The organism is Flavobacterium algoritolerans (assembly GCF_030010385.1).
Taxonomy (GTDB): domain Bacteria; phylum Bacteroidota; class Bacteroidia; order Flavobacteriales; family Flavobacteriaceae; genus Flavobacterium; species Flavobacterium algoritolerans.
In genome coordinates this window covers 237,069-263,798 of the sequence record NZ_JASCRZ010000002.1, presented here as the reverse complement: position 1 = coordinate 263,798, position 26,730 = coordinate 237,069, and the positions used below count along the sequence as shown (strand labels likewise).

Annotated in this window: 25 protein-coding genes; 17 read left to right on the top strand and 8 right to left on the bottom strand. The window is 33.2% G+C overall.

Annotated features, from left to right (window positions below; translation table 11 throughout):
* Positions 1-33: 33 nt before the first annotated feature.
* Entirely contained in the window at positions 34-315 is a 282-nt protein-coding gene (locus QLS65_RS06755; RefSeq protein ID WP_282712499.1) for a hypothetical protein, read from the bottom strand.
* Positions 316-441: 126 nt separating this feature from the next.
* Positions 442-921 carry a Dps family protein gene (locus QLS65_RS06750; RefSeq protein ID WP_282712498.1) on the bottom strand — a complete coding sequence of 160 codons (480 nt, stop codon included), beginning with the start codon at positions 919-921 and terminating at the stop codon, positions 442-444.
* Between the two features lie 93 nt (positions 922-1,014).
* On the opposite strand from QLS65_RS06750, the gene QLS65_RS06745 reads away from it, so the two are divergent.
* On the top strand, positions 1,015-1,956 hold the full coding sequence (locus tag QLS65_RS06745) for a LysR substrate-binding domain-containing protein (RefSeq protein ID WP_282712497.1): 942 nt from the start codon (positions 1,015-1,017) through the stop codon (positions 1,954-1,956).
* Positions 1,957-1,985: 29 nt separating this feature from the next.
* Here the strand turns inward: QLS65_RS06745 and QLS65_RS06740 are convergent, their stop codons facing one another.
* Both QLS65_RS06740 and mnmC2 read right to left on the bottom strand, forming a co-directional pair.
* Positions 1,986-2,183 carry a hypothetical protein gene (locus QLS65_RS06740; protein ID WP_099716298.1) on the bottom strand — a complete coding sequence of 66 codons (198 nt, stop codon included), beginning with the start codon at positions 2,181-2,183 and terminating at the stop codon, positions 1,986-1,988.
* A 167-nt stretch (positions 2,184-2,350) separates the two neighbouring features.
* Positions 2,351-3,013: a tRNA (5-methylaminomethyl-2-thiouridine)(34)-methyltransferase MnmC2 gene (gene mnmC2 / locus QLS65_RS06735; RefSeq protein WP_282716124.1), complete on the bottom strand. Its 663-nt coding sequence runs from the start codon at positions 3,011-3,013 to the stop codon at positions 2,351-2,353.
* A 302-nt stretch (positions 3,014-3,315) separates the two neighbouring features.
* Between mnmC2 and QLS65_RS06730 the strand changes: the two genes are divergently transcribed.
* Positions 3,316-4,383 carry a branched-chain amino acid aminotransferase gene (locus tag QLS65_RS06730; RefSeq protein ID WP_282716122.1) on the top strand — a complete coding sequence of 356 codons (1,068 nt, stop codon included), beginning with the start codon at positions 3,316-3,318 and terminating at the stop codon, positions 4,381-4,383.
* Positions 4,384-4,471: 88 nt separating this feature from the next.
* Here QLS65_RS06730 and QLS65_RS06725 read toward each other — a convergent pair whose 3' ends face one another.
* Positions 4,472-4,864 carry a pyrophosphohydrolase domain-containing protein gene (locus QLS65_RS06725; protein ID WP_282716120.1) on the bottom strand — a complete coding sequence of 131 codons (393 nt, stop codon included), beginning with the start codon at positions 4,862-4,864 and terminating at the stop codon, positions 4,472-4,474.
* A gap of 558 nt (positions 4,865-5,422) precedes the next feature.
* Between QLS65_RS06725 and QLS65_RS06715 the strand changes: the two genes are divergently transcribed.
* The 4 genes from QLS65_RS06715 to QLS65_RS06700 are packed head-to-tail and all read left to right on the top strand — an operon-like array spanning position 5,423 to position 8,101.
* On the top strand, positions 5,423-6,544 hold the full coding sequence (locus QLS65_RS06715) for an SRPBCC family protein (RefSeq protein ID WP_282716118.1): 1,122 nt from the start codon (positions 5,423-5,425) through the stop codon (positions 6,542-6,544).
* Between the two features lie 60 nt (positions 6,545-6,604).
* Positions 6,605-7,147 carry an RNA polymerase sigma factor gene (locus QLS65_RS06710; RefSeq protein WP_282716116.1) on the top strand — a complete coding sequence of 181 codons (543 nt, stop codon included), beginning with the start codon at positions 6,605-6,607 and terminating at the stop codon, positions 7,145-7,147.
* 33 nt (positions 7,148-7,180) lie between these two features.
* Positions 7,181-7,594: a hypothetical protein gene (locus QLS65_RS06705; protein WP_282712488.1), complete on the top strand. Its 414-nt coding sequence runs from the start codon at positions 7,181-7,183 to the stop codon at positions 7,592-7,594.
* A 48-nt stretch (positions 7,595-7,642) separates the two neighbouring features.
* Positions 7,643-8,101: a sensor of ECF-type sigma factor gene (locus QLS65_RS06700; protein ID WP_099714854.1), complete on the top strand. Its 459-nt coding sequence runs from the start codon at positions 7,643-7,645 to the stop codon at positions 8,099-8,101.
* 71 nt (positions 8,102-8,172) lie between these two features.
* Here QLS65_RS06700 and QLS65_RS06695 read toward each other — a convergent pair whose 3' ends face one another.
* A complete protein-coding gene (locus QLS65_RS06695; protein WP_282716114.1) occupies positions 8,173-9,234 on the bottom strand; it encodes a sialidase family protein in 1,062 nt (353 codons plus the stop codon).
* A 118-nt stretch (positions 9,235-9,352) separates the two neighbouring features.
* Between QLS65_RS06695 and QLS65_RS06690 the strand changes: the two genes are divergently transcribed.
* The 3 genes from QLS65_RS06690 to QLS65_RS06680 all read left to right on the top strand — a co-directional run bounded on the left by QLS65_RS06690 (position 9,353) and on the right by QLS65_RS06680 (position 14,238).
* Positions 9,353-10,759, top strand: coding sequence for a hypothetical protein (locus QLS65_RS06690; RefSeq protein WP_282716112.1), 1,407 nt, complete (start codon positions 9,353-9,355; stop codon positions 10,757-10,759).
* A 120-nt stretch (positions 10,760-10,879) separates the two neighbouring features.
* Positions 10,880-12,841 (top strand): KUP/HAK/KT family potassium transporter, encoded by a 1,962-nt coding sequence (locus tag QLS65_RS06685; protein ID WP_282712484.1) that lies wholly within the window; start codon positions 10,880-10,882, stop codon positions 12,839-12,841.
* A gap of 140 nt (positions 12,842-12,981) precedes the next feature.
* On the top strand, positions 12,982-14,238 hold the full coding sequence (locus tag QLS65_RS06680) for an RsmB/NOP family class I SAM-dependent RNA methyltransferase (protein WP_282712483.1): 1,257 nt from the start codon (positions 12,982-12,984) through the stop codon (positions 14,236-14,238).
* 125 nt (positions 14,239-14,363) lie between these two features.
* Here QLS65_RS06680 and rho read toward each other — a convergent pair whose 3' ends face one another.
* The gene (rho, locus tag QLS65_RS06675) at positions 14,364-16,148 is read right to left on the bottom strand and encodes a transcription termination factor Rho (protein WP_282716110.1); all 1,785 of its coding nucleotides are present in this window, start codon (positions 16,146-16,148) and stop codon (positions 14,364-14,366) included.
* A 182-nt stretch (positions 16,149-16,330) separates the two neighbouring features.
* On the opposite strand from rho, the gene QLS65_RS06670 reads away from it, so the two are divergent.
* The 3 genes from QLS65_RS06670 (at position 16,331) to QLS65_RS06660 (ending at position 19,361) form a co-directional block, all read left to right on the top strand.
* Positions 16,331-16,744 (top strand): DUF4293 family protein, encoded by a 414-nt coding sequence (locus QLS65_RS06670; protein WP_282712480.1) that lies wholly within the window; start codon positions 16,331-16,333, stop codon positions 16,742-16,744.
* A 159-nt stretch (positions 16,745-16,903) separates the two neighbouring features.
* On the top strand, positions 16,904-17,566 hold the full coding sequence (locus QLS65_RS06665) for a response regulator (protein WP_099714846.1): 663 nt from the start codon (positions 16,904-16,906) through the stop codon (positions 17,564-17,566).
* A 67-nt stretch (positions 17,567-17,633) separates the two neighbouring features.
* Positions 17,634-19,361 carry a tetratricopeptide repeat-containing sensor histidine kinase gene (locus QLS65_RS06660; protein ID WP_282712479.1) on the top strand — a complete coding sequence of 576 codons (1,728 nt, stop codon included), beginning with the start codon at positions 17,634-17,636 and terminating at the stop codon, positions 19,359-19,361.
* On the opposite strand, the gene QLS65_RS06655 is transcribed toward QLS65_RS06660, so the two are convergent.
* Entirely contained in the window at positions 19,336-19,833 is a 498-nt protein-coding gene (locus tag QLS65_RS06655; protein ID WP_282716108.1) for a metallophosphoesterase family protein, read from the bottom strand. The genes QLS65_RS06660 and QLS65_RS06655 overlap by 26 nt on opposite strands.
* 272 nt (positions 19,834-20,105) lie before the next feature.
* On the opposite strand from QLS65_RS06655, the gene truA reads away from it, so the two are divergent.
* From truA to cysK, 5 genes are all read left to right on the top strand, one after another.
* On the top strand, positions 20,106-20,846 hold the full coding sequence (gene truA, locus QLS65_RS06650) for a tRNA pseudouridine(38-40) synthase TruA (RefSeq protein ID WP_282716106.1): 741 nt from the start codon (positions 20,106-20,108) through the stop codon (positions 20,844-20,846).
* 86 nt (positions 20,847-20,932) lie between these two features.
* On the top strand, positions 20,933-22,687 hold the full coding sequence (locus QLS65_RS06645; RefSeq protein WP_282716480.1) for an ABC transporter ATP-binding protein: 1,755 nt from the start codon (positions 20,933-20,935) through the stop codon (positions 22,685-22,687).
* A 243-nt stretch (positions 22,688-22,930) separates the two neighbouring features.
* A complete protein-coding gene (gene lpdA / locus QLS65_RS06640; protein WP_099714842.1) occupies positions 22,931-24,319 on the top strand; it encodes a dihydrolipoyl dehydrogenase in 1,389 nt (462 codons plus the stop codon).
* A gap of 225 nt (positions 24,320-24,544) precedes the next feature.
* Positions 24,545-25,381: a serine O-acetyltransferase gene (locus QLS65_RS06635; RefSeq protein ID WP_121342478.1), complete on the top strand. Its 837-nt coding sequence runs from the start codon at positions 24,545-24,547 to the stop codon at positions 25,379-25,381.
* Between the two features lie 3 nt (positions 25,382-25,384).
* Positions 25,385-26,302, top strand: a complete 918-nt coding sequence (gene cysK, locus QLS65_RS06630; protein WP_282716104.1) for a cysteine synthase A — start codon at positions 25,385-25,387, stop codon at positions 26,300-26,302.
* Positions 26,303-26,730: the final 428 nt, after the last annotated feature.

The following is a 26,730-nucleotide window of genomic DNA, read 5'->3' as shown; positions in this document are numbered from 1 at the left end:
ATTGATTTTAAAAAATAAATCAAAAATTATGTATTAAACTTCGTTTGGTGGGGGAATAAATATCGATGATGTGATATTATCGTGTTTTGATAAATTCTCAGATAGAATAGCGCTGGACGATAATTTTGATGAAGTGATAACTTCAGTAGGAGATTCTAAATAAAAAAAAGTCTTAATTTCTTTGTGTGCATGTTCTTCTTCGGAAACACTATAAAAAATGGAAATATCTGCACTTTTCTCAATCACTGTAACTATTGTTGGAGTGATGAGAAAAGCGATAAATACAATTAAAAATATTTTAGATATCATTTTCATGTGCGCAAAAATAGAATTAAGTTTATTAAATAAGCAATCGTTTCCTAAATTTAAAAAAAAATTAACATTAAATAAAACACAAATACCTCAATTCGATTTATAACACTTGTTTTAATTCTCACTTAACTATAAACTCTCTTCTAACCAAGCTTGCATCATCCAGATTGTCTTTTCTTGTTCTGAAATAAAATCACTCATCATGGAATTTGTACCTTCATCATTAATTTCTCCAGCTTTGTTAAGAATCTCTCTTTCTATTTTTAATAAATGCGACAATGAAGCAACAATTAAATGCACTGCTTTTTCATCATTTGAAATATTTTTACCTACAACTAACTGATTATTATTTATGTAATCTTCAAAAGTATGAAGTGGTGTCCCGCCAACAGTCAGAACCCTTTCGGCTATTAAATCAATTTTTATTTGAGCATCCGTATATAATTCTTCAAACTTTACATGCAAATCAAAAAAACGTTTGCCTCTGATGTTCCAATGAATTCCTCTTAGATTTTGATAATAAACCTGAAAATTTGATAACAAAATATTCAATTCACTAACAATCAATTCTGATTCTTTTACCGGTAATCCTAAAATATTTGTTTTCATGTTATCTTTTCAACAAAAATACACAAGAAAACGGTACTTTACACTATAAGTTTAATTGATTGTTTTTATATTTGCATCAGATATTATTATAAAATGACAATTACTCAATTAAAATATGTTCTTGCCGTAGCCGAACACAAAAATTTCACTCTTGCTGCCGAAAAATGTTTTGTAACTCAACCTACATTGAGCATGCAAATTCAAAAAATAGAAGAGGAATTGAGTATTCAGATATTTGACAGGACAAAAAAACCGATTCAGCTTACTGACATAGGTCAAAAAATTGTAAATCAGGCAAAAAATATCGTCAATGAGGCCGATAGAATTCAAGATATTGTAGAACAGCAAAAAGGATTTATTGGTGGTGAATTCAGATTAGGAATAATCCCAACCATTATGCCTACGCTGTTGCCAATGTTCTTGAATAATTTCATAAAAAAATATCCTAAAGTAAAACTCATAATCGAAGAGTTAAATACTGATGAAATAATAACAAAACTAAATAACGGTCATCTTGATGCCGCCATTGCCGCAACACCGCTGATGGAGGAAAAAATAAAAGAAATTGTATTGTATTACGAACCCTTTGTAGCATATATACCAGAAAGTCATCATCATTTTCAAAAGAAAGAAATAGAAGTTTCAGATTTAAACTTAGATGAAATCTTGCTACTGCAAGATGGACACTGTTTTAGAGACGGTATTTTAAATTTATGCAAAAATGTAAGTAAAAGTGAAATGAGTCGTTTCCAAATTGAAAGCGGAAGTTTTGAAACTCTTATAAAACTAGCTGATGAAGGTTTAGGGACAACATTACTTCCCTATTTACATACATTAGATTTGAAAGAAACTGACAAATTAAAATTAAGACACTTCAAGGAGCCTAAACCCGCCAGAGAGGTCAGCCTAATATTTCCAAAGAGCGAATTAAAAATACAGATAATTGATGCGCTTAGAAATACAATTGCTGGAGTTATAAAAGGTGCTATCGTATTTCAAAATGTTGAAATTATAAGTTCACTACCTAAAAAATAAAAAAAGGAACCGTTTTGCGGTTCCTTTTTTTATGAATTTACGATTAATAAACATTGTTTTAATTCCGGTTTTCCTATTGTGAAATTTAATAACCATTCTCGCAATTGCTCCATTTCGTATGGTAATAATGTTTTGATGGCCTTTTCTAATTCCTTACAAAAAAGCAATGGATCAAAACTCACTCTTTCTAAAATTGATTTTGTATAATCATACATGATTTTTGACATAATAAACGTTGATTTTAGTTAGATTTGGATTCTAATGTGTCGTAAAAATACATTTTTTTTTATTACAACATAACTATTTAACTTAGTTTTAATTTTTTTAATTTTAATTCATAGATTTTAGTTCAAAAAAATAAATCACTGAAAACAAACAACTTAAATAGCGAGCATCAACTTTTTCTAGCACGAAACATTTCTCTTTTTCCAGGTGGTCCAGCAAGTTTTTCAACAGTAAAGCCTACTTCAATCATACTCCTTTTTACAACGCCTCTGGCAGCATAAGTAACAAGTACACCATTCGCTTTAAGCGCCTTATACATCTTCTCAAAAATAGCGGTACTCCATAATTCAGGTTGTACTCTGTACCCAAAAGCGTCAAAATAAATCAAATCAAATTGATCTACATCATCAATTTCTTCAAAAAATTGCTTTCTTTTCGTAAGTGAAAAATCTTCTCTTAAATCAATTTTTTCTCCCCAATTACTTTCATGCATTTTATCGAAAGTTGCACTTTCTTGACTTGCATTCAATTCTGTGACATAATTCATTAACAAAACTTCGTCTACTGAAATTGGATAAGCTTCTACCCCAACATAATCAATCGATTGCTGCAATTTTTTTGACTCCAGTAAAGTAATAAACGCATTTAAACCGGTGCCAAATCCTATTTCCAAAATAGAGACATTTCTGTTTGGAAATAATGAAAGGCCGTTTTTAATAAATACATGCTGTGCTTCCTGTATGGCACCATGTTTAGAATGATAACATTCGTCCCATTCTGCTATATGGATGGTAGTTGAACCATCAAGTGTTTGGATTATTTCTCTTTTCAAAATCGGATTTTGAGGTTATAATGGATTAAAAGCTATAATGTTTGTCCAAAATTAATCAAAATCTAATACGTTTGCCTCTGAAAAATCTATATTTATTGTATAATCAATAGAAATGGGCATGATTTTTTTGGTTTTTTTAAAATGTAAACAAATCTTAGTTAAGTACTATAATTAATAGTTTTTTGACAAGTGTTTTGTTGATTTTTATTTAATTTTGCAAAGATTAAACTTCAACTTATAGAAATCCAGTTTTTTAAGCTCCAGTTTGTCATTTAAAAAAAATCAAAAAACAATACATTACTATGAGTACTACTCAAACCAACAAAATTGAAACAATAAAAGCTTCCTCTACAAAAATAAACGAGGTTGATTTTTCAAACTTAAGCTTTGGTTCTGTTTTTACAGATCATCTATTTGAATGTGATTATAAAAATGGAGAATGGCAAAAACCCGTCATTAAACCCTACGCACCATTTTTGTTAGATCCGTCTACAAGAGTTTTTCATTATGGTCAAGCAATTTTTGAAGGTATGAAAGCTTATAAAGATGAAAATGATGACGTTTGGCTTTTTAGACCTGATGAGAACTACAAGCGTTTTAATACATCTGCAGTTAGAATGGCTATGCCAGAAGTTCCTGAAGAGATATTTATGAGCGGTCTGAATCAATTATTACAATTAGACGAAGCATGGATTAAAAAAGGAAAAGGAAATTCTATGTACATCAGACCATTTATGATTGCAACTGGTACTGGAGTAATTGCTAATCCTTCTGATGACTATAAATTCATGATTATATTATCGCCAGTGAGTTCTTATTATTCTGGCGATGTAAAAGTACTTATTGCAGAACATTTCAGTAGAGCTGCAAATGGAGGAATAGGAGCTGCAAAAGCTGCCGGAAATTATGCCGCTCAATTTTACCCAACTAATTTAGCAAATAAAGAAGGTTTCCAACAGGTAATTTGGACTGATGATGCAACGCATACCAAACTGGAAGAAGCAGGTACTATGAATGTATTTTTTAGAATAAATGATACATTACTAACTGCTCCTGTAAGCGAAAGAATTCTTGACGGTGTGACTAGAAAAACACTTATTGATTTAGCAAAAAGTATAGGTATGAATGTAGAAATTCGTTCCGTTTTAGTATCTGAACTTGTTGAAGCTGCTAAAAATGGAACTTTGAAAGAAATTTTTGGTGCAGGAACCGCTGCTGTAGTAAGTCCAATTTCTGGATTTTCTTATCAGGATGTTTATTATGAATTGCCAAAAATTGAATTCACAATGGCTTTACAACTAAAAACTAAATTGGAAAACATTCAAAATAAATTAGAAGAAGATACTTTTGGATGGACTGTTAAAGTATAATTCTAAGGTTTTATAATATTAAAAAAAGCGATTTTCAATATGAGAATCGCTTTTTTTATGGCTTGATAATTAAATAAAACTTTAAACACTATTCTCCGTTCTCCAATATTTTAGAGAAATCAGGTTTAAAATAATTAGGCCCTTTCATGACTTTTCCATCTTCACGATAAATGGGTTTGCCATCTTGCCCTAACTTACTCATATTACTGCGTTGAATTTCGTCAAAGACTTCTTCAATTTTATGCTGCAAACCATGTTCGATAATGGTTCCGCAAAGGATATACATCATATCACCCAATGCATCCGCAATTTCTATCAAATCATTGTTTTGAACTGCCTCAAGATATTCTTCGTTTTCCTCTTTCATTAAGTTGTAACGAAGCGTGTGTTTACTTTCCCCTAAATTAGCTGTAGGAATTTCACTGTGCCCAATTTTAAAAGCCGTATGAAATTCTTTAACTGAGTTTATCTGTTTTTGCATCTTTTTATTTTGTTAAATGAAAAGGCAAATTAGCAACTATTTCTAAACTATTACCTAAATTTGCCGGAAATAATTTAAACTATGTTTAGTCAAGGTCAATTAGTGTTTGCAGGCTTATTTTTTGTTGCATTTGTTATTGCTGCAATTTATGCCTATCGAAAAGATTTAAAAATCCATAAAGAGTTTTACAAGGGGAATTACAAGATTCTAATAGGATTTGGAATTTTTATTGGAATTTTATTTTTGATAAAAGTATTTTTCAAACGTTAGTTTTTTTAAACCAAACAAATGATGTCCACTATTTAGTGGACTTTTTTATTTAATTTAAAACACTAAACAACAGATGCTTAACAAATAAAATCACTATCCTTATTTAGTTTTTTATTCGAAAAAGAATCCGTTGAAAAGAATCGAAAATTGTAAATTCTACTTAAAATTCAAACCAAAAACAAACAGACAAACATCCCTTGTTTAGAAAATAATCCATATTTATTTAACACTTTCGATGACTTGTAAATAAAATCTTTAACTTTACAAAAATTAACAAACCTGTATATTATGAGGATTTTAAAATACTTATTTCTTTTACTATTGCTAAGTTTTGTGGCGCTATCCATTTTTGTGGCAACTCAAAAAGGAGATTTTACCGTAGACAGAAGTCAAATCATAAATTCTCCAAAATCCACCGTATTTAATTTTGTTAATGATTATAGAAACTGGGAAGATTTTAGTTCCTGGATTGTTGAAGATCCTGAAATGCAAATTACCTATCCTAAAAAAACAATTGGCCCCGGAGCTTCCTTTTCATGGGAAGGAAAAGAAGGCACAGGTAATATGTTGACCCTTTTTGTAAAAGAAAATGACAGTATTTCTCAAAAAATGAATTATGATGGAACTTCATCATCTGTTTTTTGGAGTTTTAAAGATACAATCGGAGGAACAAAAGTAACATGGAAAACTACCGGAAAAATGAGTTTTACCATGAAAGTTTATACGGCTTTTAATGGAGGTCTAAATAAAATTATAGGGGAAACATATGAAAAGAGTTTAGCCAACTTAGACAAAACTCTTGATTTTGAAATAAATACTTATGCCGTAAAAGTAAACGGATTGGTAAAAAAACTTGGAACGTTTTATTTGAGACAAACCTTTACCAGTGAAATTTCAAAAGTCATTAAAAATGCTCAAATCGTATTCCCAAAAATGATTGCTTTTTGCGAACAAAATAATGTCGAATTAAACGGAAAACCATTTATAATTTATCACACTTATGATCCCGTAAAAGGATTGACTAAATTATCGTTTTGTGTACCTATAAAAACCCAAATCTTAACGAGTTCAGGAAGTGATATTTTAACTGGAAAACTGGAACCATTCGAAGCCATTAAAACTACTTTAACCGGAGATTATTCGCATACGAAAAAAGCTTTGGATAAAGCAACAACACACATTAACACCAATCGAATTGTTCTTGACCCTACATTTTCTCACTTAGAGAATTTTACCATCAGCAAAACAGAAATTAAAAACCCTTCAAAATGGGTTACAGAAATTTACTATCCAATAAAACCCAAAGTAATTCCTGTAACTACTTTTACTCCTGCTGCTGTCAAGAAAGAAGAGGCCGTAAAAACGCCTACACCAGTAATAAATAAAGAAGAAGAACAATCTGAATTTTAATCTTTTATAAATAGATTAAACCTTTTTGATAAATTCTATTCTAACTCTTAAATAATCACTTTGCAAGAAGAACAGGAATTTATAAATCAATTGTTAAACTCTAAAACGCAAAATCAAGCGTTTCAGCAGTTATTACAAGATTATCAAAGACCGTTATACAATCATATTCGTAACATCGTTTTGAATCACGATGATGCTGATGATGTATTGCAAAATACTTTTATAAAAATATTTCAAAATCTGAAAAATTTCAAAGGAGAAAGCAAACTTTTTTCATGGATCTATCGCATAGCAACTAATGAATCCTTGACATTTTTGAAACAAAAATCAAAAACGAGTGGCATTTCATCAGAAACTTTACAAAACAAAACTATTGATAATCTGGAAGCCGACGTGTTTTTTGACGGAAATGAAATTCAAATAAAATTACAAAAAGCGATTGCATTATTGCCTGAAAAGCAACAATTGGTTTTTAAAATGAAATATTTTCAAGAACTGAAATACGAAGAAATCTCAGAAATTCTGGGAACCACTGTTGGTGGATTAAAGGCATCTTATCATCTTGCCGTAAAAAAAATTGAAGCTTTTGTTTCGACAAATTAAACCTTTTAGCTGTAACACTGTCTAAAGCATATTATGAAAACATTTAAATTAGAGAACGAACCTAAAATTGAAACTGGATTTAAAACTCCAGACCATTATTTTGAAAATTTTTCAATCAAAATGATGGAGCAATTACCTAAAAACGAGCCAAAAGTAATTTCTATTTTCCAAAAAAGAAAAACTTTAATTATGATGGCAGCAGCAATTTTAGTACTTGCTTTGATGATTCCAATTTTAAGTCCTTCTTCGACAAACACAAAAGAATTAGACGCTGCGGCTTTAGAAAATTACATTACGTATCAATCTAATGTAAACCAATATGACTTGATAAGTGTACTAGAAACTGAAGATATTAATAACATAAAAACCGGTATTGTTTTAGGAGATGATGCGATTGAAGATCATTTGTCAACAAATTCAAACTTAGAAAATCTTATTTTAGAATAAACTAGACTGTAAAGCTTTCGTTTAAAGCCATAATTAAATAAATACGAAATGAACATAAAAAAATTATTACCAATACTATTACTATTCGTTTCTTTTAACTTTTACGCTCAAGGCGAAAGTATGAAAGAGAAAAAAGAACAAATAAAAGCTTTAAAAGTAGCTTTTTTTACGACTGAATTAGACTTAACAACTAATGAAGCCGAAAGATTCTGGCCAATATACAATACATTTGATGACAAACAGTTTGAACTGAGACATCAAAAAATGAAAACGTATATGAGAAGAATGAATGATGGCTCGCTGGATAAAATAACTGAAAAAGAAGCAAATACCTTTTTGGCCCAAATTGAAGATACTGAAGAAGAGTTATTTTTATTACGAAAAAAATTCATGCAAAATGTGAGAACAATTTTACCAGCCGTAAAAATAGTTAAACTAAAAAAAGCTGAAGAAGATTTCAATAGAAAATTGCTACAACAATACCGTAACAAAGGTCAAAAAAAATAATCTTTTTTATTTTTATTAGTTCAAAAAAAACACCCTAAACTCTGATTATATTAGACTTAGGGTGTTTTTCATTATTTAAAACTGATGCGAATCATTTTATTTTGTCCCGCTGCAATTGCTGTGTGGTTATCTATAAACCTTATTGTATTAAGAGTAGAATCGGTAGAAAATTGTTTCCATGAAGTACCACCATCCGAGGAATAGTATATTCCTGAGAAACCAACTGTTACCAGCCCTTTACCGTTACTTTCAGGAACATATTGCACACAAGAAGCATATCCAAAACCTTGATTTTCTGCTATTAGCTTCCATGTTTTTCCACCATCAGCAGTGATTGCTTTATTAGAAAAATTTTGATTTCGCACTTCATAATCTCCTCCGGCAACAAATCCAGTTTGAGCATCATAAAAATCTGCCGTAAAAATTCCGGTCATTGATTTCCCCTGAACTATTGGAGTATCATACACTTTCCATGAATTTCCTTTGTCAGGAGAATAAAAAACTCTAGATTTTTTTCCACCGGAAACAATCCAAGTATGATTTCCTTTGATTATAATATTAGTGTTGCTTGCCGCAAAAGCTGCTTCTCCATCCATCACTTTTGGTAATTTATCCGATGAAACTTTATTCCATGAATTTCCGCCATCACGAGTAATAATTACGTTCAGACAATCAGCAATTGGATCTCCCATCGCTATCCCTTCTTTATCATTCCAAAACTGCATACTATCAAAAAACACTTTCTCGTGATTTTCCTGATACACTAATTTTGTTTCTTTTCCGTCTTTTGAAATTTGATATAACAAAGCTGGATTCCCAACATTTAGAATAAAAATATGCTTTTTTGTTTTGGCATTACTTCTAAACTCAAGCTTCAAGGAATCTTTGATAATCTTGCTTTCAAATTTTTGATTATTATCCAAATTAAAAAAACCAAATCTCCCTTTATCAGCTGCAAACCAAATTTTATTTGCATCAATTAAAACAGCCCTGATACTTATTTTATCCTGAAATAATGTATCTACCACAATAGACTTAAATTCAGCATTAGCATCATTTTTTATAGCAAAATCAGCTGTTTTACAGGATATCAAAACAATTGAAATCAATAGAATCAAAAAAGAAGTTCTCATTTTCTTATACATTTTAGGGCTAATTTACAATTAATAATAAGAATAGTAAACATGGTTTAAATTAATTGGCACAGTAATTGGATAATCAAAAATAAGGATAAACTTAATTCAATTAATTATGAAAACGAAACTACTACTATTGAGTTTATTGACTACTGTTTTCGCAACACAAATACAGGCGCAAGATAGAACATCAGTAAATGCAATGAATAATGAAATCAGTGACAATCTTGATCTGAGAGCTGTTGCTTCTATTTTTGGTGACTCTAGAAATCTACAAGATTTTGAAAGACGCCTGAATGACCCTGAACTACAAATATCAAATTTAGATTTAAATGATGACAATGAAGTTGATTATTTGAGAGTTATTGAAACTGTCGAAAATCGGACTCACGTAATCATCATTCAATCTGTTATAGATACGGATGTATATCAAGATGTAGCTACAATTGACGTTGAAAAAGACAGAAATAACAACATTCACGTTCAAGTTGTAGGAGATGTGTACATGTATGGTCAAAATTACATTTATGAGCCTGTGTATTATAGTACTCCACTAATTTATGCTTCATTCTGGTCTCCTAATTACCGTCCTTATTATTCTACATGGAATTGGGGGTATTATCCTTCTTATTATTATGCATGGAATCCATTTCCAATATTCAGATACAGAAATAACATCAACATTAGCTTGAACATTAACAATAATTACAATTATGTTAATTACAGAAGAAGTGAGCGCGCAATCGTTTTACACAGCTCTAGACGTTCAAATGGTTATGAAAGACAACACCCGAATTATTCCTTCTCCAGAAGAAATGCTAATGTAACTAACCGTTATGAATTAGATCAAAGAAGAGGTTCAAGAAACGAGGTTGGTTACTCTAACAGAAGAACAGGAAATCAAAGAGATTATTCTCAAAACAGAACTGGTTCATCAAGAGAAACAACTCCACAAAGGTCAGGTTCATCAAGAGATTACTCTCAAAATAGAACTAATCCTTCGAGAGAAGTAGGTCCACAAAGAGGAAATTCTCAAAGAGATTATTCTCAAAACAGAACTAATCCTTCTAGTCAGGCAACGCCACAAAGAGGAAATTCTCAAAGAGATTACTCTCAAAACAGAACCAGTCCTTCAACTCAGGCAGCGCCACAAAGAGGAAATTCTCAAAGAGATTATTCTCAAAACAGAACTAGTCCTTCTACTCAGGCTGCGCCACAAAGAGGAAATTCTCAAAGAGACTATTCTGAAAACAGAACCAGCCCTTCTACTCAGGCAGCGCCACAAAGAGGGAATTCTCAAAGAGACTATTCTCAAAACAGAACTAGTCCTTCTACTCAGGCTGCGCCACAAAGAGGAAATTCTCAAAGAGATTACTCTCAAAACAGAACTAGTCCTTCTACTCAGGCTGCGCCACAAAGAGCAGAGTCACAAAACAGAGGTAATTCCTCAAGAGAATCAGCTCCACAAAGAAGTGAATCTCAAAGAGGAAATTCTTCAAGAGAGAACAATAGAAGATCTTAAAAAACTTCAATAGAAAACTTTAAAAACACGGCTCATAACGCCGTGTTTTTTTTTATTGTATAAAAAGCGTTAATTTATTTTAAAAGTGTAAATTTGACCAGTTTTTTAAAAAAAAATTTCATGAGCACTTCACACAAAGACCTCCATAGTAAATGGACATTAGGTGGGTTATTAATTTCATTAGGAATAATTTACGGAGATATTGGAACTTCACCATTATACGTAATGAAAGCCATACTTGGGGATCATGTTATTAATGCTGATATTGTTTTAGGCGGAATTTCATGTGTTTTTTGGACACTTACTTTACAAACCACTATAAAATATGTCATCATTACACTAAGTGCTGACAATCATGGAGAAGGTGGAATTTTTGCTTTATACGCTTTAGTCAAGAAAACAAAAATCCAATGGCTAATAGTCCCCGCAATAATCGGTGGAAGTGCATTACTTGCTGATGGAATTATCACTCCTCCTATCTCAGTATCATCCGCAGTTGAGGGAATCAGAACCTATTACCCTGAAATTAATACAATCCCAATTGTTATAGGCATCCTATTTGTGCTTTTTACCATTCAACAATTTGGAACCAAATTAGTCGGTAAGTTTTTTGCCCCAATGATGATGATTTGGTTTGCAATGCTTGCAGTACTTGGGATCGCACAGATTTCTCAAAATACAGAGGTTTTAAAAGCTATCAATCCTTATTATGCCTATCATTTATTAACTATTCATCCAGAAGGCTTTTTTGTTTTAGGCTTTGTATTCCTTTGTACTACCGGTGCCGAAGCTTTATACTCAGATATGGGACATTGCGGACGAAAAAACATCAGAATCAGTTGGATTTTTGTAAAAATCGCTTTAGTGCTTAATTATTTTGGGCAAGCTGCCTATTTGACACACCACGAAGGAGAAACATTGCAAAGTTTGGGTGGAAAAAATGGAAATCCATTTTATCTAATAATGCCTGACTGGTTTCAACCTATTGGAATCGTAATAGCTACGCTTGCTGCTGTAATTGCTTCACAAGCATTAATCAGTGGATCATTTACATTGATAAATGAGGCGATGCGATTAAATTTTTGGCCTAAAGTAAAAATCAAATATCCTACTGAATTAAAAGGTCAATTGTACATTCCTTCGATAAACTGGTTATTGTTTTTTGGTTGTGTCGGAATCGTATTGCACTTTGAAGAATCCAGTAATATGGAGCATGCTTATGGTTTAGCCATCATTTTATGCATGATAATGACCACTATTTTACTTAATTTTTATTTGATAATGAAAAGAGTAAAATTATATTTCATTGTACCACTGATTACCATTTACTTAATAATCGAATTCAGTTTTCTGGCAGCAAATATCACTAAGTTCGCTGATGGAGGTTATGTAACTCTTTTTATAGCTATTGCATTGATATCAGTAATGACTATTTGGTATTTGGCAAAGAAAATCAACAAGAGTTATACTAAAATTGTTAAAATTGAAGATTATAAAAAAGTACTTGTTGAATTAAGTGTTGATTTATCGATCCCAAAATATGCCACACATTTAGTCTATATGACCAATGCAGGAAGAGTGGATGAGATAGAAGAAAAAGTGATGTATTCTATTTTACAAAAAAGACCTAAAAGAGCTGATATTTATTGGTTTGTCCATGTGAATATATTGACTGAACCCTATAAAACCGAATATAAAGTAACCGAAATTGTTAAAGATGACTTGTATCGTGTAGACTTTAATTTAGGATTTAGAGAGCCTACAAAAATTAACTTGATGTTTAAGGAAGTTATCAAGGACATGGTGCAAAAAGGAGAAATGGATATTACCAGCAGATACGAATCTTTGAATAAAAACAACATCATAGGTGATTTCAAATTTGTATTGTCTGAAAAATTCCTTTCTAATGATAGTGACCTAAGATGGCATGAAAAAATAATTATGAACTCTTATTTCTTAATTAAAAAATTGAGCTTATCAGAAGAAAGGGCGTTTGGTTTAGACAGTAGCTCTGTAAAAATAGAGAAATTCCCAATGGTGCTTCATGCACCTGAAAAGATAGGTTTGACAAGAGTAAAATAAATATCTTTTCATTTAAAAATATAAAAAAACACTGTTTTGAGAACAGTGTTTTTTTTTCAAAAAAATTAAAAAACAACATTCATTATTAAAAATATAACATTCAATCAATTAATAGTACCTTTGCACCTCAATTATTTAAAATGAGATTACACAGAAATTTAGTTTACACAACAATAGATGCATTAAATGCCATTTTTAATGAAGGCGAATATGCTGATAAAGTGGTAGCAAGATCCTTAAAAAAAGACAAACGTTGGGGAAGCTCTGACAGAAAGTTTGTTGCCGAAACCATCTACGAAATTGTACGTTGGAAAAGATTATACGCAGAAATCGCGGAAGTAAAAGAACCATTTGACAGAGATAATCTTTGGAGAATGTTTTCTGTTTGGGCAGTATTAAGAGGTTATCCTATTCCTGATTGGCGTCAGCTGGAAGGAACTCCGGAACGAAAAATAAAAGGACGTTTTGACGAACTTTCTAAAGTGAGAGCTTTAAAAGAATCTATTCCAGACTGGATGGATGAATTGGGAGTTAAAGAATTAGGCGAGAAAGTTTGGGCAACTGAAATAGCAGCTCAAAACCAACCGGCAAGAGTAATTTTAAGGGTAAATACACTTAAGACTACAAGAGAAGCGCTACGTGCTATTTTGATGGATTTAAACATTGAAACTGAAACATTAAAGAATCAACCTGACGCTTTAGTGTTAAAAGAAAGAGCCAATGTTTTCTTGACTGATGCTTTCAAACAAGGTTTCTTTGAAGTACAAGATGCCAACTCACAATTAGTGGCGGCTTTCCTTGATGTAAAACCAGGAATGCGTGTTGTTGATACGTGTGCAGGTGCAGGTGGAAAAACACTTCACATTGCTTCTTTGATGGAAAACAAAGGGCAATTAATCGCTATGGATTTGTATGAAAGCAAATTGAAGCAATTAAAAATCAGAGCCAAAAGAGACGGTGCTTTCAATATTGAATACCGCATTATTGACTCAACAAAAATTATCAAAAAACTACACGAAAAAGCAGACCGCGTTCTAATTGATGCGCCATGTAGCGGTTTAGGAGTTCTAAAAAGAAACCCAGATGCAAAGTGGAAATTGAAACCGGAATTTATCGATAACATCCGTAAAGTACAATCAGAAGTTTTAGAAAGTTATTCTAAAATTGTAAAACCTGGTGGAAAATTAGTTTACGCTACTTGTTCTATATTACCATCCGAAAATCAAGAGCAAATTGCTCGTTTCTTAACTACTGACATTGGTAAACAATTCAAATTTATTAAAGACCAAAAAATCTTGGCTTCAGAGTCAGGTTTTGACGGATTCTATATGGCTTTGTTAGAACGTAAAGAAAACTCCGAACAGAAAGAAAAAAGAGTACAAAAAGAAATAGAATAGATTTTAGTCTCTATAATTCACAAAAAAGTCCTCGAAAATCGAGGACTTTTTTTATATCATTATTTTTTCAGCTCAATCTTTTTCCAATTTTAAACCTTAAACTAAAAAAACTCTACAATTTTTAATTAATCATTCATTGAGATTAAAAATTCTTCATTATTCTTCGTTTTCTTGAAACGATCATTAATGAAATCCATCGCTTCCACTGGATTCATATCCGAAAGGTATTTTCTCATAATCCACATTCTTTGCAATGTTTTTTGATCCAATAACATATCGTCACGTCTTGTACTTGAAGAAGTCAAATCGATAGCCGGGAAAATACGTTTGTTAGCAATTTTTCTATCTAATTGCAATTCCATATTACCAGTTCCTTTAAATTCTTCGAAAATAACTTCGTCCATTTTCGAACCAGTTTCAGTCAATGCAGTAGCGATAATACTTAATGAACCACCATTTTCTACATTACGGGCAGCTCCAAAGAAACGTTTTGGTTTTTGCAATGCATTTGCATCCACACCACCACTTAATACTTTACCTGAAGCTGGCTGAACTGTATTATATGCTCTGGCTAAACGCGTAATGGAATCCAATAGAATCACTACATCGTGACCACATTCTACCAATCGTTTAGCTTTTTCAAGAACGATATTGGCAATTTTCACATGCTCTTGTGGTTCTCTGTCAAAAGTAGAAGCGATTACCTCACCACGCACACTACGCTGCATATCGGTAACCTCTTCCGGACGTTCATCAATCAATAAAACGATTAAATACACTTCAGGATGATTTGCCGCTATTGCATTGGCAATTTCTTTAAGCAACATCGTTTTACCCGTTTTGGGTTGCGCAACAATCATTCCACGTTGTCCTTTTCCTATTGGTGAAAACAAATCGATAATTCGTGTTGAAATAGTGCTTTGCTTTTCGGCTAATTTAAATTTTTCTGAAGGAAAAACAGGCGTTAAATGTTCGAATGAAACTCTATCACGAACTACTTGAGGATCGTGTCCGTTTATTTTTAAAACGCGTACTAATGGGAAAAATTTCTCTCCTTCTTTTGGTGGACGAACCACACCTTTTACAGTATCCCCGGTTTTAAGACCGAATAATCTGATTTGGGAAGTTGATAAATAAATATCATCTGGCGAAGCTAAATAATTATAATCTGAAGAACGCAAGAAACCATATCCATCCGGCATCATTTCTAGAACACCTTCACTTTCAATAATTCCATCAAATTCAAAATCGGAAGCAGCGAAATTGCTTTTTTTATTTTTAAAATTTGGATTCCCGTTTCCATTACCGTTTTGATTTGGGTTTTGGTTCGGATTCTGATTTGGATTCTGCTTATGTAATTGGTTTGGATTTATCTTTTTTACTGGAGAAACAGGAGCTTCTGTTTTCTCTTCAGTTGCTGTATCAGCAACTATCACATTCTCAGTGCTTGCTTCTTTTACTTCTTCTTTATCCTTTTTTAAAGCAATTTTCTTCTCGTAAGCTGATTTATTAAATTTAATAATTTTACCTACTTTTTTCTCATTCCCTTCAGATTCTGGCTTTGGAGCCGATTCTTCTTCTTTTGAAACAACTTCAATTGGAAGATTATTTTCAACTGGAGTATTTATTTCAGCTACAACTTCTTCTTTTTCAAAAAGAGAATTTGGTACCGCTTTTTGAATTGCCGCTTTTTTTACAGGAACTATTCTAACTCTTTTAGGTTTATCGTCATCAAGGTTATTTTCTTTTTTTGTATCTGATGCTGAATCAACATTTACCACTTGATGCTCTAATATTTGACTAATTAATGTCTCTTTTTTTACACCGTTAAATTTTATGGTTTTAGCTAATTTAGCTATTTCTTGAAGCTCAGAAAGCTTCATTTCTTTTAATGCAGAAATATCAAACATGAATGTTCTATGAGTTTAATTAATTTTTGGAAAAAATGTAAAAGATAGGTAGTGAACTTTATTTTGAATCAACCGCAGTATGAAGTGCTTACGGTATTATGATGCAATAATACGAATAAAATTTAATCAGACAATAGTATTTATTAAAAAGAAAATATATTTTTGTAAAAGATATTTAACAAATGATACAAAGAATTCAGACCATATATTTACTACTTGCTTTTGTTGTTACAGGCATCTTACTATTTTTTATTCCGTTATGGACAATGAAAGATGGAAAAGACTTTTATTTCATGCAAAGTCAAATATATACCATAATACTGGGATTGAGTACTACACTGACTTTGTTAAGTATTGTTTCCTATAAAAAAAGACAAAATCAATTTGTTATTGGCAGATTGAATATCATATTAAATTTGATTTTATTAGGATTGTTTGTATATCGTTCACTAAATCTATCTGGAGAAACACCTGCTGTTTCAGAGAAAGGTATTGGGATGTTTCTACCTGTAGTTGCTATCGTGTTATTAGTCTTGGCTAATAAAGCTATCAAAAAGGATGAAGATCTTGTAAAATCTGTGGACAGATTGAGGTAAACCTATAAACTTTAGTTTATTAGTGCGAAGAGAACCCGAATGTAACAATTCGGGTTTTTTTGTGTCTAATCTTTTTTATTTGGATTAAAAAAAGAATAAAAATCTTATAAAATGATATTCTCCTATTTTTTTTATAAATTTGAAAATAGTAATTACGATATGTTACAAAAAATTAGAATTCACCTTGCTGATGACCATCAAATACTTATTGATGGTATTCGTACGTTGCTGCATACCCTTCCTGATTTTGAAGTAGTTGGATTCTCTCTCAATGGAGACACCATTTTCAATGAGGTTACCGAAAATAAAGCCGACATTCTTATTTTAGATATTAATATGCCTAAAAAAGATGGAATTGAAGTCATTAAGGAATTTGCCGAAAAAGGATTTCCCTGTAAAATTATTGTTTTATCCAGTTATGATGATTTAAGAATAATAAAGGAAGTCATGAAACTGGGCAGCAGTGGTTATTTGACAAAAAAATGTGCCGGTGAAAACATTGTTGAAGCAATTCAGGCCGTATCCAGAGGCGAAGAATATTTTTGTAAATCAGTACGGGAAAAAATCTTTAGTACCGTTACAAAAGACAATGTGAAATTAATTAAAAATGAGTCTGCCGTAAGTTCTATTTTAACGGATCGTGAGTTAGAAATTATCACCTTAATATCACTTGAATACAGCGGTAAAGAAATTAGTGACCAACTGTTTATCAGTGTGAATACTGTTGAAACCCACCGCAAAAATATAATGAAAAAACTGGACGCAAAAAACTCAATAAGTCTGGTTAAATATGCCATTAAAAACAAATTAATTAAATCCTGATTTGTGAATCACAAATGCGATTTACTTTTAATTAAAAACAACCATAAACAGAAAAATCAAATTATCTATGCCGTACAAACAAATTGTTATAGTATTGATTTTACTACTTAATTTCTCTGGAATTACTGTTTTTGCACATAAAAAATTACCCCAAAAGAAAGAAGTTACACAACTTGCAAAAGAAGCCAATGAGCTTATGAAAGCGGGTAATTTTGAAAAATCATTAGTAAAATCAAGACATGCCCTAACACATGCTATTGCTTTAAAAGACGACAATCTAATTGCTGCAACCTACAACACAATTGCAGCAAATTTTGACCAATTATCTGAATATGAAAAAGCTTTTTTTTATTACAATAAAGGATTAATCTACGCCAATAAAACAAATAATGATGTTTTAAAAAACTGGTTAAATAATAACTTGGGAAACATTTATTGCTTTGACAAAAAACAATATGAAAAAGGAATTTACTACTACAAAAAATCGTTGCAATACAGCACAAAAATTCATGATTCAGCTCAAATAGTTTTTACTAAACTTAATATTACCTGGGCGTATTTTGACATTGGACGCTATGAAGAGGGTCTTCCCTATTTAAAATACATCAATAAACACCACAAAAAACATGGTGATGAATCAACCATTGTTGCACTGAACATGCTAAATGGAATGTATTATAGCTATAAAAATGACACTCAAAAAGCGTCGTTTTTTTTTCAGAATGCCATCAGATTAGGAAATGAAGGAAATGAAAAATCAGACTTGTCGTATTCACATCATGAGTTTTCTAAATTTTTATTAAAAAATGGAGATTATGAAAATGCATATAAGAATTTGGCACTTTACAATGACCTTACTATTAAATTAAATAACGAGGAAAAGCTAAACAAAGCAAATGTTGCCGGAATAAATCTTGAGATTGATGAGTATAAAAGAGAAATCGACAAAATTGGAAACGAGTACAAAACCAAAGAGTATTTACTTATACAAGAGCAATCCAGAAACAAAAAAATTGTAATTGTAATAATTGTCCTTTTATTATTTTTCTTTTTCCTTTTTTACATTTTCTCAGAAAACTCAAAGCTTAAGCAAAAAAACAGAATTAAAGACATACAAAGTCAACTGCAACAAAATACAATCAACGCATCTATCAACGGACAAGAATTAGAACGAAAAAAAATTGCTTCGTTTTTGCATGATAACATCAGCGCCTTATTATCCTCAGCAGGATTACACCTCAATGCATTTACCTCTCAAAACCATACTAATGCCGAAGAAATTATAAAAACTAAAGCCATATTAGAAGAAGCACACGATCAAATAAGAGATTTATCCCATGAATTGATGCCGACACTTTTAGCACGATTTGGTTTATTTTACGCATTAGAAGATTTATGCGAGAAAAATTCAAACTCCGTAATTCAATTTAATTACTCTATTGTTGTACCAACAAAAACACGTTACAATGAGGATTTTGAAATGAAAATGTATTTTATAATAATGGAACTACTCAACAATATCATAAAACACAGTCTTGCCACTCAGGCTAACCTGACTATTCAAGAAAACAATAAATCACTCCAAATCAAAATCGAGGATAACGGTCGAGGATTTGACTCCGATAAATTTTATATCCTGGAAGGTTTTGGAATCAACCAGATTAAAGCCCGAATAAATAATCTAAAAGGGACTATCACAATACATTCAAAGATTGATTCCGGAACAACTGTGGCTATTGAAGTGCCTATTTCCTATCAAAAAAAAACAACTACACCCGTTTTTCCATCTCAATAATTTCCATATCCTTGATTTTATCTCCCTCAATCACAAAACGCAACATCGTGCGCACTTGGTGAAAGCCACTTTTTCCAGCTGCACCGGGATTCATGTGCAATAAATTATGTTTTTTATCAAAAATGACTTTCAGGATGTGCGAATGTCCACAAATAAATAATTTTGGTGGATTCGATTCCATCTTTGCTCTAATATTGGGATTGTATTTCCCCGGATACCCGCCAATATGCGTAATCCAAACATCGACTCCTTCACACATAAAACGATTGTGCAACGGAAATTCTAATCGGGCTTTTGCATCGTCAATATTACCATAAACACAACGCAACGGTTTTAGCTTTTTAATCGCATCGGTTACAGCCAAATCACCAATATCGCCAGCATGCCACACTTCATCAGCCTGAGCAACATATTTCAAAATCGTATCATCAATATGGCTGTGCGTATCAGAAAGGAGTAGTATTTTTTTCATATTTATGGTATCATTACGAGGTACGAAGGAATCTGGAGCAATTTACTTCGTCAGTTCGCTTCGCTCGTGCCAGCTATCCGTTACAATCTTTATTATTTTTGGCAGCAAAAACAATAAAGGATTTTCACTTCTATCAGGGCTAGGATTTTGTGGTAAAATTAGACATTCAAATTCCAAATAAAAAATCAAATTGAAACTTAACAAACTTTGCGCCTTAGCGACTTCGTGGCAAAAAAATTAATAAGTATCTTTGTGGCTTCAAAAAAATTCACTTGAGATATTTCATCAAATTAGCATACAACGGAATCCATTATCACGGCTGGCAATACCAACCCAATGCTGCTTCCGTTCAGGAAACGATGAACAAAGCGTTTTCGGTGCTATTGAATACAACTATCAATCTTATGGGAGCCGGAAGAACGGATACCGGCGTTCACGCCAAAGAAATGTATGCTCATTTTGATTTTGAAACACTATTTGATATTCCAAGTTTAGTGCATAAACTCAACTCTTATCTTCCTAAAGATATTGTGATTTATGCAATTATTCCGGTTCATGATGAAGCGCACACCCGTTTTGATGCCACAAAAAGAACCTACGAATATCATATCAATACGTTCAAAGATGTTTTCTCGCAAGAGCAAAGTTGGTATTTCCATCAAAAGTTAGATATCGATTTGATGAATGAAGCGGCGCAACTACTATTCAATCACACTGATTTTCAATGTTTTTCAAAAGTAAATACTGATGTAAACACATTTGACTGTACGGTTTTTGAAGCCTATTGGAAGCTACAAAACGGCAATCTGATTTTTACCATTTCGGCCAATCGTTTTTTACGCAATATGGTGCGTGCCATTGTAGGAACATTGGTAAACATAGGATTACACAAGATTACACTGGCTGATTTTAATGCCATAATAGAAAGTAAAAACCGAGATAAAGCTGGTTTTTCGGTTCCGGCGCATGGTTTGTATTTAACCAAAATAGAATACGATTACATTACGCAATAGCCCTGATAGCAGTGAAAATCCTTTTATGTTTTTGTTGCCAAAAACATAAAAGATTGCAACGAATAGCAGGAATAGCTCCAAAAAACATGAAAGCAAAAGCATTTGATACCAGATTATTCAAACGAATATTAAAATTCACCAAACCCTATCAATGGCGTTTTAACGGTGTGATTATTTTTGCCGTTTCACTGTCGATTTTTGCGGCATTACGTCCGTATTTATTGAAACAAACCGTAGATGGTTACATCGCAACCCAAGACCAAAAGGGCTTATTATTGTATGTAATCCTGATGGGAATTGTACTTTTACTGGAAGTATTCTCGCAGTTCTACTTTGTGTATTGGGCGAACTGGCTCGGTCAGGATATTGTGAAAGACATTCGAACAAAATTATTTCGCCATATTTTAAGTTTCCGAATGAAATATTTTGATCACGTTCCTGTGGGACAACTAGTGACACGTTCGGTTTCAGATATTGAATCCATTGCCCGAATTTTTAGTCAGGGATTGTTTATGATTATAAGTGACTTGATGAAGATGGTTGTGGTACTGGCTTTTATGTTTTACATGAACTGGAAACTGACATGGATTGTGATTGTGGCGATGCCTATTCTAGTTTATTTCACTCGAATTTTCCAAAAGAAAATGCAAATCGCCTTTGAGGAAGTACGTACCCAAATTGCCAATATGAATTCCTTTGTACAGGAACGCGTGACGGGAATGAAGATTGTCCAACTCTTTAATCGGGAAGAAATTGAATACGAAAAATTCAAAAGCATCAACGACAAGCACAAAAAAGCATGGATAAAAACCATTCTTTATAACTCCATATTTTTTCCTATTGCCGATATTATTTCATCCTTAACCCTTGGTTTTATTGTCTTGTATGGTGGAATCAAGATATTAAACGGAGATAATTTCACCACTTTTGGAGATTTATTTTCGTACACGATGTTCATCGGGATGTTATTCAATCCATTGCGTCAAATTGCGGATAAATTCAACGAGATGCAACTGGGAATGATTGCCGCGAACCGTGTTTTTGATATTTTAGATACCGAAGATCAAATTCAAGATACTGGAGTTATCGAAGCGCCAATCTTTAAGGGAGACATCAAATTTAAAAAGGTACGTTTTGGATATATTTCGGATGAAGAAGTGATAAAAGGAATTGATTTAGAGGTTAGTGCCGGGCAAACTATTGCGATTGTAGGCTCTACAGGTGCCGGAAAATCTACAATTATTAATTTGCTGAATCGTTTTTACGAAATCAACAGCGGTTCAATTTATATAGACAATCACAATATTGAGAATTACACATTGAGTTCCTTACGAAAACAAATTGCAGTAGTATTGCAGGATGTTTTCCTTTTTGCCGATACTATTTTCAACAATATTACCTTGAACAATCCTGAAATTAGTCGCGAACAGGTTTTGGCTGCAGCCAAAAAAATTGGCGTCCATGAATTCATCATGAGTTTGCCGGATAATTATGATTTTGATGTGAAGGAACGGGGCGTTATGCTTTCTTCGGGTCAGCGCCAATTGATTGCTTTTTTGAGAGCGTATGTCAGTAATCCGAGTATTTTGATTCTGGACGAAGCCACTTCATCGATAGATACATATTCTGAAGAATTGATTCAGCGTGCTACAGAAACGATTACCAAAGGCAGAACATCCATTGTGATTGCACATCGTTTAGCAACGATTGTCAACGCAGATAAAATTGTGGTAATGGACAAAGGATTGATAGTAGAACAAGGAACGCATCAGGAATTAATAAACCGTGAAAGTGGGTATTACAAAAACTTGTATGATTCTCAGTTTTCGGTAGCGAATTAGTTTTTTTCACAAAGCGACAAAGGCTAAAAAAACACAAATTTGATTTTTACCTTGTAGCAGTTTGTTTAAAACCAAGGTCTTTTTCTGAAAATTTGTTAGTTTGCTACTTTATTACTTTGAAACTTTCTCAAAACAGAATAAATCCTTAAATTCGCCCAATCAATTAAACAAGAAAAACACACAAAATGAAATGAATTTTTACGAATTCATTTTACCAATAAAAAACAAATAAAAAACTTTGAAATGAAATACGATATTATAGTTTTAGGAAGTGGTCCAGGTGGTTATGTTACAGCTATTAGAGCATCACAATTAGGCTTTAAAGTAGCCGTAATAGAAAAAGAAAACTTAGGTGGTGTATGCTTGAACTGGGGTTGTATTCCAACTAAAGCATTACTAAAATCAGCTCAGGTTTTTGATTATCTAAAACACGCTTCTGATTATGGATTGACTGTTTCATCATTTGATAAAGACTTCCCTGCTGTGGTACAACGCAGCCGTTCAGTAGCTGATGGAATGAGCAAAGGTGTTCAATTCTTGATGAAAAAAAATAAAATCGACGTGATTGATGGTTTTGGAAAATTAAAACCAGGAAAGAAAGTTGATGTTACTGACAAAGACAATAAAGTTACTGAATACAGTGCAGATCATATCATTGTAGCGACTGGAGCACGTTCTCGCGAGTTACCAAACTTGCCTCAAGATGGAGTAAAAGTAATTGGTTACAGACAAGCAATGACATTACCAACGCAACCAAAATCGATGATTATTGTTGGTTCCGGAGCGATTGGAATTGAATTTGCACATTTCTACAACTCTATGGGAACTGATGTAACCATCGTAGAATTTATGCCAAATGTAGTTCCTGTTGAAGACGAAGACATTTCGAAACAAATGGAACGTTCTTTGAAAAAAGCAGGGATCAAAATCATGACTAACTCATCTGTTGAGAGAATTGATACTACTGGAGCAGGTGTTAAAGCATTTGTAAAAACGGCTAAAGGAGAAGAAGTATTAGAAGCTGAAATTTTACTTTCGGCTGTTGGAATCAAAACTAACATTGAAAACATTGGATTAGAAGAAGTAGGAATTGCTACTGACAAAGATAAAATTTTGGTGAATGCTTACAACCAAACCAACATTCCGGGTTATTACGCCATTGGTGATGTTACGCCAGGACAAGCATTAGCTCACGTAGCTTCTGCTGAAGGAATCAACTGTGTGGAAAAAATTGCAGGATTACATGTAGAACCTATCGATTATGGAAACGTTCCGGGTTGTACGTATGCAACTCCAGAAATTGCCTCTGTAGGTTTGACTGAAAAACAAGCTAAAGAAAAAGGATACGAATTGAAAATTGGTAAATTCCCGTTCTCAGCTTCAGGAAAAGCAAAAGCTGCCGGAACACCGGATGGTTTTGTAAAAGTAATTTTTGATGCTAAATACGGAGAATGGTTAGGATGTCACATGATTGGAGCCGGAGTTACTGATATGATTGCTGAGGCAGTTGTAGCGCGTAAACTGGAAACTACAGGACATGAAATCCTAAAATCAATTCACCCACACCCTACTATGAGTGAGGCTGTTATGGAAGCTGTGGCTGATGCGTATGGTGAGGTAATCCACTTATAGATTTAAGAATTTAAAATTAAGATTTCAGATTATATAGTAATCCGATTTGTGAAAGCAAATCGGATTTTTTTATGGAATTATTTCCAACACAAAACATCCATTTTGTGGGAATTTAACATATTAACATTTATTTACAAAGCAGCGTTATGAACCTATTCAATTCTGCTTTATATTTGTATTTCAAGCGATTTTACTAAATTCAATTCCGATTTTATTCCATCATAAATGAATACTGAAACCATCCGTTTTTCGAATACACTGCATGAAAACCAAAATAAAAATTGGGTAAGAGCCATCGATTCTACCAAAATTATCAATTGGATTGATGATTTATTCAAAATATTATTTCCCGAGAAAGTTTTGGAAACCATACAAATCGAATTGCTTTTGGACCAAAACAAAGCCAACTTTATTGCTATCCTTTCGGAGATTGTAAAAGATAAGACAGCCAATGAAATTCTGGATGACGCCGAATCTTTTTACACCGTACTTCCTGACCTTTACGGATTCATGCAAAAAGATGCACAAGCTATATTAGATACGGATCCCGCTGCCGATTGCATTCAGGAAATCATCAATTCCTATCCCGGTTTTTTTGCCATAGAAGTCTATCGCATTGCCAATGCCATTGCTTCCCGTACCTCTTGCCTGCTACCGCGAATTCTTACCGAATATGCGCATAGCAAAACCGGAATTGACATTCACCCAAGTGCCACCATCGACGTTCCGTTTATGATTGACCATGGAACCGGAATTGTCATTGGCGAGACCACAACCATAGGAAAACATGTGAGTATTTATCAAGGAGTTACTTTGGGAGCGTTGCAAGTCGAGAAAAACATGCAGGAAAAAAAACGCCATCCTACCGTAGAGGACCATGTTATTATTTATGCCAATGCCACCATTTTGGGCGGAAGCACCATCATAGGAAACCACAGTATTATAGGCGGAAATACGTTTATAACGAAGAGTGTGAATCCGTATTCATTTGTCATGCAATCCAATAAAAATACTGTTTTGAATCAACAGGAAACAAAAGATATTAATTTTTTCTCCATATAAATTATGACAAAATACAACAACATACTCGAAACAATAGGCAACACGCCACACGTAAAAATCAATCGTTTGTTTGGTGCCAACCATAATGTTTGGATAAAACTGGAACGTGCCAATCCCGGAGCTAGTATCAAGGACAGAATCGCTCTTGCGATGATTGAAGATGCCGAAGCAAAAGGATTATTGGCCGCAGGCGGTACTATTATTGAAGCCACTTCTGGAAATACGGGAATTGGTCTCGCCATGGTTGCTGCTGTAAAAGGCTATAAATTAATACTGGTCATGCCAGAATCCATGTCGATAGAAAGACGCCGACTCATGAGTCTTTATGGTGCCGAATTTGTCTTGACACCCCGTGAAAAAGGAATGAAAGGCGCACTGGAAAAAGCACAGGAACTAGTAAACGAAATTCCTAATGCTTGGTCGCCGCTACAATTTGAGAATCCTGCCAATATCGAAATTCACAAAACAACCACCGCTCAGGAAATCATAAAAGCATTCCCTGACGGACTGGATTATTTGATAACCGGCGTAGGAACCGGCGGTCACATCACTGGTTGTGCCGAAATATTAAAGCAACATTTCCCCAACCTAAAAGTCTACGCCGTAGAACCCGAAGCTTCACCAGTTATCAGCGGAGGCGCACCGGCTCCCCACCCTATTCAAGGAATTGGAGCAGGATTCATCCCCACCAACCTGCATACTGATTTACTGGACGGAACCATTCAAGTGAGCAAAGACGAAGCATTTACTTATGCCCAAAGAGCCGCCAAAGAAGAAGGCATGTTCGTAGGAATATCCTCTGGAGCATCGCTCGCAGCAGTGGCCAAAAAACTGCATGAAATCCCTGAAAATGCCAAAGTCTTGACTTTTTGTTACGACACCGGAGAACATTATTTAAGCATCGAAGGCTTATTTGTATAAACGGAAATCCCCTTTAAATACGAACCGATTTGTGAAAACAAGTCGGTTTTTTTTGTGGCTTTTTTTGGGCGTGTCCTTGTTGCAGTACTATTGCATACATTACTTTGTATAGTTTGGCAACACGGTCAGGCTGTACGTTACAAACAAAGTTCACTGAACTCCGCTAAAAATTAAAAACATTGTGAAGTAATCTTTTATTGCGCTCCGCTTCATAAAAGGATTTCCACTGCCGTACTTCATTCAAAACCGGACTAGTTAAAAGCCACTGTTCTTAAGAAGAGCATCAAACAAATAAAAAATGCTTTTAAGAACTTGTAAGAAAATTTTAATATATTTGAAAACAGATAAAGCAAAATAATCCTTCACTACTCCAACTGTTTATGAATGTAAATTCGAAAGTTTGTTTTTGTATCATGAGAGTTAGCAAC